This is a genomic window from Demequina lignilytica (assembly GCF_030418375.1).
In the GTDB taxonomy this organism is placed as follows: domain Bacteria; phylum Actinomycetota; class Actinomycetes; order Actinomycetales; family Demequinaceae; genus Demequina; species Demequina lignilytica.
In genome coordinates this window covers 304,675-319,646 of the sequence record NZ_JAUHPZ010000001.1, presented here as the reverse complement: position 1 = coordinate 319,646, position 14,972 = coordinate 304,675, and the positions used below count along the sequence as shown (strand labels likewise).

At 74.7% G+C, this 14,972-nt stretch carries 9 protein-coding genes; 3 read left to right on the top strand and 6 right to left on the bottom strand.

Features of this window, described 5'->3' with window-relative positions; all coding sequences use genetic code 11:
• Window positions 1–35 precede the first annotated feature (35 nt).
• Window positions 36–1,184, bottom strand: coding sequence for a LysM peptidoglycan-binding domain-containing protein (locus QQX13_RS01470; protein WP_301144390.1), 1,149 nt, complete (start codon window positions 1,182–1,184; stop codon window positions 36–38).
• 117 nt (window positions 1,185–1,301) lie between these two features.
• Here QQX13_RS01470 and QQX13_RS01465 point away from each other — a divergent pair, with 117 nt between their 5' ends.
• Window positions 1,302–1,652: an Rv2175c family DNA-binding protein gene (locus QQX13_RS01465; protein ID WP_301144389.1), complete on the top strand. Its 351-nt coding sequence runs from the start codon at window positions 1,302–1,304 to the stop codon at window positions 1,650–1,652.
• 12 nt (window positions 1,653–1,664) lie between these two features.
• On the opposite strand, the gene QQX13_RS01460 is transcribed toward QQX13_RS01465, so the two are convergent.
• Window positions 1,665–2,705 (bottom strand): polyprenyl synthetase family protein, encoded by a 1,041-nt coding sequence (locus tag QQX13_RS01460; RefSeq protein WP_301144388.1) that lies wholly within the window; start codon window positions 2,703–2,705, stop codon window positions 1,665–1,667.
• Window positions 2,706–2,813: 108 nt separating this feature from the next.
• On the opposite strand from QQX13_RS01460, the gene QQX13_RS01455 reads away from it, so the two are divergent.
• The gene (locus tag QQX13_RS01455; RefSeq protein ID WP_301144387.1) at window positions 2,814–3,812 is read left to right on the top strand and encodes a DUF4192 family protein; all 999 of its coding nucleotides are present in this window, start codon (window positions 2,814–2,816) and stop codon (window positions 3,810–3,812) included.
• Window positions 3,813–3,937: 125 nt separating this feature from the next.
• The gene (locus tag QQX13_RS01450; protein WP_301144386.1) at window positions 3,938–5,407 is read left to right on the top strand and encodes an RNA polymerase sigma factor; all 1,470 of its coding nucleotides are present in this window, start codon (window positions 3,938–3,940) and stop codon (window positions 5,405–5,407) included.
• 51 nt (window positions 5,408–5,458) lie between these two features.
• Here QQX13_RS01450 and QQX13_RS01445 read toward each other — a convergent pair whose 3' ends face one another.
• From QQX13_RS01445 to QQX13_RS01430, 4 genes are all read right to left on the bottom strand, one after another.
• On the bottom strand, window positions 5,459–8,374 hold the full coding sequence (locus QQX13_RS01445; RefSeq protein ID WP_301144385.1) for a helix-turn-helix transcriptional regulator: 2,916 nt from the start codon (window positions 8,372–8,374) through the stop codon (window positions 5,459–5,461).
• Window positions 8,375–8,575: 201 nt separating this feature from the next.
• Window positions 8,576–11,512, bottom strand: a complete 2,937-nt coding sequence (locus tag QQX13_RS01440) for a helix-turn-helix transcriptional regulator (protein ID WP_301144384.1) — start codon at window positions 11,510–11,512, stop codon at window positions 8,576–8,578.
• Window positions 11,513–11,514: 2 nt separating this feature from the next.
• Entirely contained in the window at window positions 11,515–11,775 is a 261-nt protein-coding gene (locus QQX13_RS01435) for a hypothetical protein (RefSeq protein WP_301144383.1), read from the bottom strand.
• Window positions 11,776–11,930: 155 nt separating this feature from the next.
• On the bottom strand, window positions 11,931–14,825 hold the full coding sequence (locus tag QQX13_RS01430) for a helix-turn-helix transcriptional regulator (protein ID WP_301152231.1): 2,895 nt from the start codon (window positions 14,823–14,825) through the stop codon (window positions 11,931–11,933).
• Window positions 14,826–14,972: the final 147 nt, after the last annotated feature.

The window sequence follows — 14,972 nt, the reverse complement described above, 5'->3', positions numbered from 1 at the left end:
CGCCGCTCCCGGCAGGTGCCGCGGCGGCGCGGCGGTCACCCGAACCGGGTCATCAGGGCGGTGACGGATCGGACGTAGTCGACCGTGCCGGGGTACAGCCCGTGCTTCCGCACAGCGGCAGCGCCCTGGTAGTAGGCGCCGATCACCTTCGCCCGGTCCGCGAAGCTCCTGGTGTGGGAGCGCAGGATGAGGACGCCGGCCAGGACGTTGTCCTCCGGGTCGAGCAGGTCGAGCCGGCGGCCGGCCATGGTGGACGCCCACTCGCCCGATGCGGGGATCACCTGCATGACGCCCACCGCGTCGGCGGGGGAGACGGCGCGCATGTTGAAGCCCGACTCCTGGTAGGCGACGGCCTGGGCGAGTGCGGGGTCGACGCCGTACGCGTTCGCGGTGGCCACGACCAGGCGCTGCATGGCCGCGCGCGAGGGGACGTCGCGGGCGAGCAGCGCGGCCTTGTGCCGGTTGGCGGAGGCGACCACCTCCGTCGGGTACGTGCGGCCCAGGAAGGTGTCGCCGACCAGCCCGGTGGGCGTGCCTGTGGTGTCCGGCAGGGTGAGGCGCTGCCCGATGCGGATCAGGTTGACGTTCGTGAGGCCGTTGGCACGGGCGAGCGCCGCGACGGTCGTCGAGTTCCGCGCGGCGATCGCGGACAGCGTGTCCCCGGGGGCGACCGTCACGGTGCGCGCGGTGGACGATGCCGAGGACGGCCCGGGGGACGCGGTCGCCTCGGGCGCCGTGGAGGATGCCGCGACCCCGGGCAGCACGAGCGTCTGCCCGACGCGGATGAGGGCGCGCGAGCCGAGGTCGTTCGCCGCGATGATGGCGTCGACGCCGATGCCGTGCCGGTGCGCGAGGCTCCACACGGTGTCCCCGGCCACCACCACGTGCGTCGCGACGCGGGTCGCGGAGGACTGGGCCTGGCTCGAGGCGGCTCCGGTGCCGGTCGGGATCGTCAGGGATCGGCCGACCACGATCGTCGCGCGCCCGTCGAGACCGTTCGCGCGCACGATCGCGGACACCGACGACCCGTAGCGCTGCGCGAGGGACCAGACGGTGTCGCCCGGCTCGACGCGGTGACGTTCGTCCGCGGCGGCGGGGGCGGCGGCGAGCAGGGCGATCACGAGCGCTCCGACGGCCGCGGACGTGGCGGCCCGGCCGGAGGGTCGGCGCTGCGTTGCACGCATACGCACCTCCAGATCTGTGACGGATGTGACTGATGTGACAGATGGTGCAGAAGTGACGTTATGCCAGGTCGGCCCATCCCGCAACCCGTCAGAGCCCACGTCGGTACGCTGGACGCCATGACCGATGACACCGACTGGCTCACCGTCCCCGACTTCGCCGAGGTGCTCGGCATCACGCCGTCGCAGGTGCGCGAGCTGATCCGCGAGGGCCACGTCCTGGCGGTCCGTCGCGGCGAACGTCAGGTGATGCAGCTCCCGGCGGGGGTGATCGTGGACGGAGAGGATGGTCCCGAGGTCCTGGCGACCCTGCGCGGCACGCTCACCCTCCTGCGGGACGCGGGATTCGACGATGCGGAGAGCGCCGACTGGCTGCTGCACGAGGAGGCCGAGCTCGGCATGACCCCGTTGGCGGCGCTGCGCGAGGGACGACGCGCCCACGTGCGGCGCATCGCCCAGTCGCTCCTCTAGGAGCGGCCGAGGTCAGGACGCGCGGTCGATCGCGGCATCGACCAGCGCGAGCACCGGCGTCGGATCCGGCAGGGCGGCGTGTAGCGCGGCGCGGGCGTGCCCCGCGGCGGCTGCGATCGCCTGCTCGACCGCGTGCACGGCGCCGGATGCGCGAAGGGCCGCGATCGCGGCGTCGATGTCGGGCGCGCCCGCCTGGGGGTCACCCAGGACCGCGAGAACGTCGGCGCGCTGGGCTGCCGTCCCGTGCGCCAGCACATGCGCGATGAGGAGCGTGCGCTTGCCCTCACGGAGGTCGTCGCCGACCGGCTTGCCCGTCACGTCGCTGGCGCCCAGCACACCGAGGACGTCGTCACGGAGCTGGAACGCGATGCCCAGGGGGACGCCGGCGTCTCGCACCGCCGCGACCACCGCATCGTCCGCCCCGGCCAGCGCGGCGCCGAGCGCGAGCGGCATCTCCGCCGTGTAGGAGGCGGTCTTCGACCGCATCACCGTCTGCACGGCCTCGGGTAGCCGCTCGGCGTCGAGCGGCACCGTCGCCTCGTGCATGTCGAGGTGCTGGCCTGCCGTGACCAGCACGGCCATCTCCGCGAACAACGGCTCGATCCGCGGGTCGGCGGCGTAGGAGACCTCGGCCGCCGCATGGAGCGCCGCGACCAGCGCGATGTCGCCCGCGAGGATCGCACCCGCCGTGCCGTACGCCGCGGGCTCGCCGAGGCCGCCGCGCGCCCGATGCGAGGCCTCGAAGGCACGGTGCGTGGCGGGGCGGCCCCGCCTCATGTCGGAGCCGTCGAGGACGTCGTCGTGGATGAGCGCGGCGGTCTGGAAGAGCTCGAGCGCCGCGGCGACGCCGACCACGTCGGCCTCGGACGCGCCGCCGCACGCCTCCGCCGCCGCGATCACGAGGCGGCCCCGGAACGCCTTGCCGCCCTCCGAGGCCTGGACCAGGCGCGCATGGATCTCGTCCGCGGCGACTCCGGTCGGGCCGGCGACGTCGCGGAGCCAGCCGAGGATGCGGTGGACACGTACGTCGATCGCTGCGCGGGGATCGTCCATGGCGATCAGCGTACGGGCGGATGTCCCCAGGTCGGGACGACGACGCCTGACTCCTCTGCGCCCCCGCCTCGCGGCGAGTCCTCCCGCCACGGGCACGAGCCTGGCGGCATGACAGTGATCACCGGACCCGGCGAGCTGGTCGCGCTCGTCCCTCGCATGCTCGGATTCGAGCCCGCCGACAGCGTCGTGACGGTGCTGCTCGGCGATGCCGGCGCCGTGCTCGCGGCGCTCAGGGTCGATCGTCGCGACCTGCTCGCCGACGACGGCCCCGACCTCGCCCTGCAGGTCGCCGCGCAGGCGGCGCGTGACGGCGCGGCTCGCGCGCTGGTCCTCGGGTTCACCGACGAGCCGGCCGACCGCCGCTGCGACGCGCTGGACCGGGTCGCCGACGCGCTTGCGGACACCGTCGGAGAGGTCGGCAGCTGGCGGGTCACGGCGGGTCGCTACTTCTGCCCCGACTGCACCGATCCCCGCTGCTGTCCTCCGGGTGGACGCGCCGTGCCCGCCGCCCGACCGGACCCCGGCCTCGACGGGCGGTGGAGGCGGGCGTGGGCCCGGGACCTGCGGTCGGCGCCCGCGGAGGAGCGGCGCAAGAGCGTCCGCGCCGCGCGGCGGTGGGAGGCGCGCGCGTCGGCGCTCGGACCCGCGGGGTGGCGCGTCCGCTCGGTCGAGACCTGGCTCGTCGCGCTCGGGTCCGACGGCTGGAACGCGGCTCTGCTGGGCCGGATCGCCGCAGGTCTCGCGGACGTGCGGGTGCGCGACGCCGCGCTGATCGCCCTGGTGCCCGGCGCGGACGCGGCGGTGGCGGAGGCGCGCGACGGCCGTGACGGTGAGGCGGTCGCGGCGGTGCTCGGCGCCGGCCTGACCCCGCGCAGCGCCCCGGACCCCGTCCGGTCGGCGCGTGCACGCGAGCTCCTCGCGGGGATCCTGGACCACCTCGCGGGCGAGCGCGCCGCTCCGGCCGCCGCGATGCTCGCGGTCCTGGCATGGTGGACGTCCGATCGCGACGGCGCCGTCGCCTGGTCGGAGGTCGCGCTCGAGCTCCAGCCCGGCTACCGCCTCGCGGGCCTGGTCCGCGCCCTCGTGGAGACCTCGGGGGAGCGCTGACGGGAGCGATCCGCCGACGTGTCGAGGAACACCGCGGGTCGATCGGGCGTTACAATCTAATGGATTTGCGCGAGGCGAACAGCGCAGCCTCACCATCCACTCCGTGACAGGTCGAGAGGGTAGTCGTGTCGCCGAAGCAGTCGAGCCGGTCCGTCTCCGGCGACCATAGCCGCCCTCGTGGCGAACGCCAGGACCAGACGGACGCCCCCCGCAGTTCGACCGACGCGCTGCCGCACGCCGACAGCACCATGATGAAGGAGAAGGCCACGACTACCGCCGCCGCTTCCAAGACCACCGCCACCACGACGACCGCGCCCAAGGCAGCGGCGCGCAAGGCGAGCGCAGCCAAGGCCGCCGAGCCGGAGGCCCCCGAGGGCGCCGACGCCGAGACTGCGGCTCCGAAGAAGCCTGCCGCCAAGCGCGCCGCCGCCAAGAAGCCTGCCGCCGGGGCGACGACCCCCGCCAAGGGCCGGGGCAGGGCCTCCGCGAAGGCCAAGGGTTCCGAGGCCGACGCCGAGCCGGCCGAGGACGAGACCGACCCGTCCGACGGCGGGCCGAGCGACGACGAGGTGACCGAGGACTCCGAGGCTCCCGCGGGCAAGGAGGGCGGCGAGGACGAGTCGCGCGGCTTCGTGCTCGGCACGGGTGACGACGACGCACCGGTCCAGCAGGTGATGACGGCCGGCGCGACGGCCGACCCGGTGAAGGACTACCTCAAGCAGATCGGCAAGGTCGCGCTGCTGAACGCCGAGCAGGAGGTCGACCTCGCCAAGCGCATCGAGGCGGGCCTGTTCGCTGAGGAGAAGCTGGGCTCCGGCGAGAAGCTGGCGCCCAAGCTGCGGCGCGAGCTCGAGTGGATCGCGAACGACGGTCGTCACGCCAAGAACCACCTGCTCGAGGCGAACCTCCGTCTGGTCGTGTCGCTCGCCAAGCGCTACACGGGCCGCGGCATGCTGTTCCTGGACCTGATCCAGGAGGGCAACCTCGGTCTGATCCGTGCGGTCGAGAAGTTCGACTACACCAAGGGCTACAAGTTCTCGACCTACGCGACCTGGTGGATCCGCCAGGCGATCACGCGCGCCATGGCCGATCAGGCCCGCACCATCCGCATCCCGGTGCACATGGTCGAGGTCATCAACAAGCTCGCCCGTGTGCAGCGCCAGATGCTGCAGGACCTGGGCCGCGAGCCGACCCCGGAGGAGCTCGCCAAGGAGCTCGACATGACGCCCGAGAAGGTGGTCGAGGTCCAGAAGTACGGCCGCGAGCCCATCTCCCTGCACACGCCGCTCGGCGAGGACGGCGACAGCGAGTTCGGCGACCTCATCGAGGACTCCGAGGCGGTCGTGCCCGCGGACGCCGTGGGCTTCACGCTGCTCCAGGAGGAGCTGTCCAAGGTCATGGACACGCTGAGCGAGCGCGAGGCAGGCGTGGTCGGCATGCGCTTCGGCCTCACCGACGGCCAGCCGAAGACCCTCGACGAGATCGGTCGCGTGTTCGGCGTGACGCGCGAGCGCATCCGCCAGATCGAGTCGAAGACCATGTCGAAGCTGCGTCACCCGTCGCGCTCCCAGGTGCTGCGCGACTACCTCGACTGACACCCGCTCACGACGCGCTGAGGCGCCCTCGCCCGCTCCGGGGAGGGCGCCTCAGCCGCGTCCGGAGGCGTGGTGATAGGCGGCGGCCTCGGTGCGGTTGGCGACGCCGAGCTTGGCGAGGATCGACGAGACGTGGACGCTGACGGTCTTCCGCGAGATGAACAGCCGCTCGCCGATCTCCCCGTTGGAGAGGCCCTCCGCGACCAGGTCGAGCACCTGGGTCTCACGTTCCGTGAGCGGTCCGTCGACCTGGAGGTCCGGCCCGGATCGGCCCAGGCGCGTCAGCAGCTCCGTCGCCCACGCCCCGACGGCCCCGACGCCGTCGGGGGGCGCCTCCGCCGCGACGGCGCTCAGCAGGTCCACCGCCTCGTCCCGTGAGCCGTGGTCGAGCAATGCGTCCGCCAGCAGGTAGCGCGAGTGGTGCACGTGGCGGCGCGGCACCCGGCCTCGCGCGCATTCGGCGACCGCGAGCCGCCACCTCTCGACGCGATCCGGGGATCGCGTCGCGTCGCCGAGGTGGGCTTCCGTGAGGACCAACGACGACCGGAACCACGGATGGCGGCCCAGCTGCGTGGCGATGCTCCGGATGGTCGCCACACGGTCCGCGGGCACCTCGACGCCCACGCGCGCGGCAGCGCCCATCAGCGCCGCCGCGGAGACCACCAGCACGTCCAGATCGCCCGGCGCGTGCTCGGCCTCGGCGGTGCCGAGCGGATCGACCAGCGACATCGCTTGGCTGAGGAGGGCGGCGCGGGCCGCGGGCGCAGACGCCATCGCCCGGACCACGGCCGCGTCGACGCGGAGCTGGTGCCACACCCCGATCCACTGCAGGTCCAGCTGCGTGTCCTGCGCGACCGACGTCTCGAGCGCGATCAGGCGGTCGTACTCCTCGAGGCGCCCGTCCCACGCCAGGCCGAGCCCCTCGATCTGCTTCGCGTTGAGGACGATCTGCACGGAGTCGCCGCGGGAGAGGCTGACGGAGCGGCGCGCCGCCGCGATGCCCTCCTCGAGACGGCCCGAGGCGATGATCCCCTCGGCCGTGTTCGAGAGGATGTGCGCCCCGGCCCGCTCGCGACCGGCCTCCGTCACCAGAGCCACGGTCGCGAGTCCGAGATCGACGGCTGCACCGAACCGTCCCGCCTGCAGGTGGTTGCAGACGATGTTGTTGACGGCCAGCAGCCGGGTGTCATCGGGCTCTGGGCACAGCTCCAGCACCTCGGCCAGGTCCGCGTGAGCCCTCTCGAGGTGACCCGTCGACCAGCAGTTCTTCGCGCGCATGAGCTTCGCGAAGGCGAGCACGCGCGCGTCGCCGGTCGCCGAGGCGAGGGCGACGGCTCGGTCGTGGAGCGCGTCGCTCTCGGCTCCGCGCGAGCATGACGCGCGCCAGGTCACCGACTGGGCGCGCCAGAGCTCGGCCTCGGCGTCGTTGCGACCGCTGATGAGGGAGTCGAGCTCGTCGAGCCGTGCGGCCCTGTCGAGACGGCGCTCCGTCTCCCGGGCGACCCGGATCTCCATGAGGATCAGGGGCACCCGCGTCTCGGCATCGGAGACGGGCGCCGCCGCGAGCGCGTCGTCGATCACGCGCAGGCACGCGCGCACCTCGTGCGCATCGAGGTAGTCCTGTGCGATCGCCCGCCGGACGTGCGCGAGATCCGCCCCCGCGACCTCCGCGGCACGCGGCACCCGGCCCCACAGACCGACCAGCTGCTCGCCCAGCCGTGCGGCGATGTCGACGGCGAGCGTCGCCCGCGCATGGGCGACCGCGGCGACGGTCGCCGCGAACGCCGCGTCGGGATCGTCGGCGGCACGCCAGTGCGCGGCCGCGGGCGCTGCGGCGCCCGCATCGCCGCCGTCCAGACGCCTCTGGAGGTCCGACGCATACGCGCGATGCAGGTCCTTGCGCTCGTGGGGCAGGAGCTGCTCGTACACCGCCTCCCGGATCAGCGCGTGGCGGAAGACGTAGCCGTCGCCCTCGGCGCCGAGGATGCCGGCGGCGATCGCCGCGTGAAGCCCCGCGGTCAGCTCCGGCACCTCGCCCGGCCACGCTGAGGCGAGATCGTCGTGCTCGAGCCGTGCGCCGGCGACCGCCGCCACGCGGACCACCGCGCGACCGGGGTCCTCGAGCCGCCCCACACGGGCGAGCACCACCTCGCGCAACGACGAGGGCAGCGCGTGCTCCGGAAGGCCGAGCAGCTCCTCGACGAAGAACGGGACGCCCTCGCTGCGCTCCATGAGGGTGGCGACCTCGGTCGAGGTCGGCTCCCGGTCGAGGATCTGGCCGGCGTGCGCCGCCACCTGCTCGGCACGGAGACGGCTGATATCGATCGTGGTGACCGTCCTGGCGCGCTGCATCTCGGCAAGCCATGCGGCCATGTCCGGGCCGCGGTCGACGTCGTCGGTACGGTAGGTCAGCAGCAGCGTCAGATGCGTCGCACGCGGGGTGGTCGCCAGCACGCGCAGCACCGCCAGGGTGGCCGCATCCGCCCAATGGATGTCCTCGACGGCGAGGATCAGGTGTCGGTCACGTGACAGGCCCTCGACCAGGGTCTCGATCGCCTCGGGGATGTAGTCGGCGCCTCCTGTCAGCGGCGCCGACGGCCCGCTGGCGAGCTCCGGCACCAGCGTCGCGAGGGCCGCGATGATCGCAGGCGTCCCCGATGCCGCCTCGATCGCGTCAGCCCCGACCCGCGCGCAGCAGTCCCGCAGCAGCCTGCGGATGGGCGTGAGTGGAGCGCCGACGGGCCCGAGGTCGATGCAATGGCTCGTCGCGACGACCGGCTCGACTTCGTAGCCGCGAGCCGCGCGCTCGAGGCACTCCCGCAGGAGCCGCGTCTTGCCGATCCCGGCCTCGCCACGGATGAGAGCGGTTCGAGGCTCGCCTGCGCGCCCGGCGGCGCACAGGTCCAGGAGCGCGGCCAGCTCGGTGTCGCGGCCCACCATTCTGGCGGCCAACGGGGCGACGGCCATCTCCCCATGGTGCCGCACTCGAGCGTTGCAGTCGAGGGGTCGCTGGCGATCAGTCCTGCTAGATGGCTTGCCGGCCGAGGTTCAGGCCGAGGCGGGCGTCCGGTCCAGGCCGGCCGCCAGCAGGGCGAGCACCTCGCCCTCGCGCGCGGAGCGGGCGCCTCAACGGTGATCGACCCCTGCGCGCGAGGGGAGGCCGGGCGCTCACGCTCGTGACCGGGTCCCCTCCGCGGCGAACCAGGCCGCCGCCTCCGCGCGATTCGCCGCACCGAGCTTGGCGAGGATCGACGAGACGTGCACGCTCGCCGTCTTGGGCGAGATGAACAGGCGCTGGCCGATCTGCACGTTGGTGAGGCCCTCGGCGATGAGCTCGAGGACCTCCCGCTCGCGCGGGGTGAGCCCGACGCCGGCATCGTCGTCGGATCCGTGTCCGCCCGCGCCGAGCCGCGCCAGCGTGGAGCGCGCCCATCCGGCGACGAGCCGGGTGTGCTGCTCCTCGGCGTCGTCGACGAGCGCGGTGAGCGAGGCGATCGCCTCCGCGCGTGCGCCCGCGTCCAGCAAGGCTCGTGCGTGCTCGTAGCGCGCGGTGAGCGCGAGCGCGACCCGCCCGCCCTCCACCGCCGTCGCGTCCCGCACCGCGGTCCACCGCGAGAGCCGGTCGCCGTCACCCGCGAGATCGGCGAGGTACGCGCGCATCGTCGCGTGCATCGGCCGCGTCCAGCGGTCCGCGGGGAACCTGTCGACCGTGGCGCGCAGGCCCGCCTCGAGAGCAGGGTCGGCCTCGATGCCCCATTCCGCGGCGAGCGCCAGGACGCGGCCACCGGACACCAGGAGGTCCCGCACCACGACGGCGTGCTCGGGCAGATCCGGGTTCGCGAGCACTCGCGCGGTCTCGAGCGCCTGCGTCACGGCGCGCCGCCGCTCGACGCCGCCGGTGGTGAGCGCGTGGGACACGGCGGCGTCGATGCCCAGCCGCGCCCAGTTCGCGGTCTCCTCGACGTCGTCCTCGATCGCCTGCACCACCGGCCGCAGCTCGGCGGCGATCGCGAGGAAGCGCTCGGTGTCGCCGTCCCACAGGAGCGCCCCGGCCTCGGCGCGCTGTGCGATCGACAGCCAGCGCCCCGACTCGCCCCGCCACAGCACGCTCGCGCGGTGCGCGTGCGTGAAGGCCTCGTCGACGCGTCCGCGGGCCGCGAGCGCCTCCGCGACGTTCGCGTGGATGTAGCCGCCGCAGGAGCGCTCGCGGCCGGCGGCGATCGCCTGCTCGATGGCGCGCAGCCCCGCGTCGACGGCCTCGGCGTACCGGCCCATGACCATCAGCTGGTCCACGCGGTTGTTCCTCGCGATGAGTCCCGTCTCGGAGTCGGGGCCGTCGACCTCGGTCGCGCGCGCGAGGGTCGCCATCACCTCGTCGTTCCTGCCGAGCGTCTGGAGGACGATGCCCCGCAGGCGCAGGACCGGCCCCAGCGTGTGACGGTCGCCCACCGCCTCCGCGATCGCGAGCGCCTCGTCGGACAGGCCGAGGCCGTCCTCGGCGCGCTCGCGGTGGACCGCGCGCATCGCGAGCGCGTTCGCGCGCAGCGGAGCGAGCTCCGGGTCGGCCGAGTCCTTGACGATCTTCTCCAGCTGCGCGAGGTGGTCGACCCCGCACCCGCAGCCGTCCGCCTCGCACGACACCCGCGTGGCGACCTGGTGCAGCGCGGCGCGCTCGAACGCCGTCGCCTCGGTGCAGGCGTCCAGCGCGTCGTCGACGACCGTCAGTGCGTCGCGCTTGCGGCCGGCGGCGAAGTAGTCGCGCGCGATGTCCGCGGCGAGCGCCGCACGGCTGCGGCCGGCCCGGCCCGCCGGATCCTCCACGGCGCGCCACAGTTCGAGCACCCGCTCGCCCAGCTGGGCGCACGTCTCGAACGCATGGGTGTCGCGTGCCTCGGCGAGGGCGGCCACCGTCGCGTCGAAGGCCCGTGCTGCGTCCCGCGCGCCGAACCAGTGCGCGGCGATGCCGGCCGCGAGCTCGCGCTCGCCGCGCGCGGCGCGTGCCTCGAGGGCCTCCGCGATCGCGGCGTGGTGACGAGCCCGCTCCGAGGGCAGCAGCCCCTGGTAGACGGCCTCGTGCACGAGTGCGTGACGGAACGTGTAGCCGGCGCCGTCGACCACGAGCAGATGGGCGGCGACGCACGCCTGCAGACCGTCGACCAGCCCTTCCGGGTCGCCCTGCCAGACGAGTCCGAGGGTCTCGTCGTCGACCCGCATCCCCGCCACGGCCGCCAGCTTCGCCACCGAGCGCGCTCCCGTCGCCAGGCGGTCGTAGCGCGCGAGCACCACGTCGCGCAGCGAGTCGGGCAGCGGCCCCGGAGGGAGGTCCAGCAGCTCCTCGACGAAGAACGGCACCCCATCCGTGCGCGCCACCAGCTCGGCGAGCTCGCGAGCGGTGGGAGGCCGCCCCATGATCTGGTGCGCCTGGTCCTCGATCTCCTCGGCGGACAACGGTGCGACGTCGACGGTCGCGACCGCCCGGTTGCGTTCGAGCTCGGCGAGGACCGCGCGCAGCGGGTGGCCTCGGCCCACGTCGTCCGAGCGGTACGTCAGGACCAGCGTGAGGTGCGTCGCGCGCAGCGTCGCCGCCAAGGTGGCCACGAGCGCGAGGGACGCGGGGTCCGCCCAGTGGAGGTCCTCCAGCACCACGATCGCGTGGACGTCTGCGGTGAGGTTCTCGACCAGCACCTCGATCGCCTCCGCGACCTCGGCGGTGGCCCGCGAGCGCTCGGGCTCGTCCGGCGCGAGCTCGGGCAGCAGCGAGCCGATCGGCACGAGCGTGGCGGTGCCGCCGGCGGCGGCCCGGAACGCGTCGACTCCCACCGCGTCCATCAGCGCGCGCAACGCGTGCCGGAACGGCGTGAACGGTGCCGCGATCGGCCCCATGTCGACGCAGTGGCCCACGGCGATCGCGCGCGGCACGCCGGCCTCGTCCGCGGCCGCCTCGGCGAGCATCTCCGTGATCAGCCGGGACTTGCCGATGCCCGCCTCGCCGCGCACCACGAGCACGCGCGGCCGGCCCTCGGCGCCGTCGCGCACGGCGGCGCGGATGGTGTCCGCCTGCTGACGGCGCCCCACCATCCGGCCGGCGGGCGCGATCGCGTTCATGGTCATATCGTGACATCCCCGTCCGAAACGCTCCAGGCCGCACGTGGCGCGAGGCGCGACCCCACGCGACCGAGGGAGCCCCAGCGGCCGGGGGCCGCGGCGGGCCGTGCGGGCCGCCCGAACCAGTCGCTGAGGAACCGACGGCGACGTGCGGGCCCGTCGCCGTCGAGGCCCTCGAGCCGCGACCGCCGGAGCTCCGCGGCGGCAGCGACGCCGGCGGCGCGGCGCTCGAGGTAGAGGTCGTTGGCGATGAGCTGGTGCATGATGACTCCCCGTTGTCCCGACCGGCCGGGTGCCGCTGCGGTGACACCGCTCACGGTGCTCCCTAAGGCGCACGTCGGGCATGGGGTGGATGCCCTATCTTCGGCGACGGGGCACCTCAGCCGCGTCCGGGGCGAGCGCGTGCGTCGGCCCGCATTCAGGCCGAGGCGGGCGTCCGGTCCAGGCCGGCGTAGTACGCGGCGGCCTCGGTACGGTTGGCCGCGCCGAGCTTCGCGAGGATCGCGGAGACGTGGACGCTGACGGTCTTGCGCGAGATCACGAGCCGGTCGCCGATCTCGGGATTCGTCAGGCCGGCCGCCAGCAGGGCGAGGACCTCGCCCTCGCGCGCGGTCAGCGAGGGGCCCGCGGTCTGCAGCGCCGTGCCGGCGGTCTCCCGTTCCGCCCATCGCAGGACCAGAGGAGCGCGCCCGGCATCGGGATGACGCGCCAGCGCGTCGAACGCCTCCCGAGCATCCGCGCGGCGGCCCTCGCGTCGCAGCGCGAGCGCCTCCCACAGCCGCGCCTCGAGGACGAGCCGGACCGGCGCGTTGCCGTCGGCCGCTCGGGCGATGTCGCCCCAGGTCTCGGCCGGTGCCTCGGCCACGAGCGCGTCGGCGGTCCGGGCCCAGGCCGCCATCGCCGGATGGCGGGGGAGCGCCGCCGCGACCTCGTGGACGCTCGCGACGAGGCTGTCGTCGGGATCCAGCCGCGCGGCGCGCGCCACGGCGATCGCGCGGCTCGCCGCGACCAGGAGCCGTGCCGCGGCGTCGGGCTCGGCGCGCGCCTCCTCCGTGGACAGCGCGGACGCGCGACCGAGCGCGCTCGTGGCGTGCGCGCGGGCGGCGACGGGCGGGCTCTCCATCGCACGCGCGGTCTCCGCCTCGACCAGGATCGCCGCCCGGTTGAAGGCCGCCTCGGCATCGTCCTCGACCGCGGGCGGGACGTCCGGCCCCTCGATCACCTCCGAGGCCTCGTCGATGCGCCCGTCCCAGAGCAGCGCGGTCGCCTCGATCTCGACCAGGAAGTCCCCCCAGCGTGGCGAGTCCCCCGCGAGCAGGGCGCGCGCGCGGCGCAGGTGCGGCATCGCCTCGTCCGTCCGTCCCGCGTTCACCAGCGCCTCGGCCACGTTGGCGAGGATCGGGGCGCCGATGCGTCGCTCGAGCCCGGCCTCGATCGCCTCATCGAGCGTCGCCAGACCGGCTGCCACCGCCTCGTCGTACCGCCCCATCTGGTTGAGGACGTCCACCAGGTTGGCGGTCGCGCACCGTCCCCACAGCACCGCTCCCGCGTCCATCGTGAGCGCGGCGCGGAGGTCGGCGATCGCATCCTCGTACCTGCTCCGCTTGCGATTGACCACCGCGCGCTTGCACAGGGCCATCGACAGCGTCTCGGGGCTGCCGGCGGTGCGGGCGAGGGCGACGCAGTCGTCCGCGAGCACCGCGCCCCGAGGGGAGTCCGACCGAACCGCTCGAGCCGCCAGGGCCCCGACGCGCAACGGCAGCGCGGCGGCGTCGGTCCGGTCGCCGAGCAGGCGCTCGATCTCCTCGAGGTGAGCCGGCACGCCGGAGCGCCCGACATGCTCCGCCGTGAGCGCCATCGCGGTCGCGTGGAGTCGCGCGCGCTCGATCGCGGCTCCCGTCGCGGGCGCGACGGCGAGCGCCTCGTCGACAGCGCGCATCGCGGAGACGCTCTCGCCCGCGTCGTACAGGTCCTCGGCCACCTGGCAGCGCAGCTCCAGCGCGCTCATGCCCAGCCGCGCCGCAGGGGAGTCGACCCGGTCCCACAGGTCGAGGAGCTGCTCGCCGAGCCGGGCCGCTGACACCACCGCGTAGGCGGCGCGCGCCTCGTCGAGCGCGGTGACGATCGCGGCGAAGGCGCGGTCGACGTCCTGCGCGGCCAGCCAGTGGTGGGAGGCCGCGGCGGCACGCGCGGTGTCGCCCGCGTCGACCCGGTCCTGCTCGATCCGTGCGAGCCGGCGGTGCGCCTCGGTGCGCTCGCTCGGCAGCAGGTCCTGATAGACCGCCTCGCGCAGCAGCGCATGGTGGAAGGCGAAGCCCGCCTCGTCGGCTGTCAGGGCACCGGCGTCGAGGCATTGCCGCAGTCCCTCGAGCCGCTGCGCCTCCTCGCCGTCCCACGCCTCGCGCAGGAGCGCGTCATCGATCCGCTCGCCCGCGACGCTCATGAGCCGGGCGACGGCCCGTGCGGCACCGGGAAGGCGGTCGTACCGGGCGAGGACGATGTCGCGGAGGGTTCCCGCGGCATCGTCGCCGTCGCCGCCGGCGAGCTCCTCGACGAAGAACGGCACGCCCTCGGACCGTCGGAGCACCGACGCCACCACCGCGGCGCCCGGCTCCGTCCCCTGCAGCTCGCGAAGCTGCGACGCGACCTGCTCGCGGGTGAGCCGGTGCAGATCGATCAGGCTCACGCCCCGGCGCCGCTCGAGGTCCGCGAGCACCTCGCGCAGCGGATGCCCCCGACCGACGTCCTCCGGCCGGTAGGTGAGCACCAGCGTGAGCCTGCTCGCCCGGAGGGTGCCGGCCAGCGTCCGCAGGAGGGCCCGGGTCGCGTCGTCCGCCCAGTGCAGATCCTCGAGGACCAGGAGCAGGTGCTGGTCGACCGACAGGTTCTCGAGCACGCGCTCGATCGCCTCGGCCACGTAGTCGGCCCCGCTGGCGGGCGGCGGCTCCTCGCCCTCGTCGAGCTCCGGGATCAGCCGGGCGAGCGTCGCCCGCACGCGCGGGCTCCCTGCCGCCGCGGCCACCGCCTCGAGCCCGAGCGCCTCGACCAGCTCGTGGAGGAGACGCCGCACCGAGGTGAACGGCGCACCGATGGGTCCCAGGTCGACGCAGCTGCCCGAGGCGACCACGGTGCCCGGCATCTCCCGGGCACGGTCCACCAGGTCCGTGACCAGGCGGGTCTTGCCGATGCCCGCCTCGCCGCGGACGAGCACCGTGGACGGCTCTCCGGCGCGGCCCGACGCGACGGCGTCGAGGAGCGCGCCGAGCTCGCGGTCTCGGCCCACCATCCGCGGCGCTGTCGGAACGGTGCTCACGGGTCCTCCCCTCCCCATGCGCGGCCCGCGCCCACCCCGCGGAGGCGGTGGCCTCCGGGAAGGGCTCGCGACCGGTGCCTCCCGTCGGCGCGGCGGAGGACCGGGCGCGGTGCGCGCCACCGGTCCATCGTCGCACCGAACCGCGCC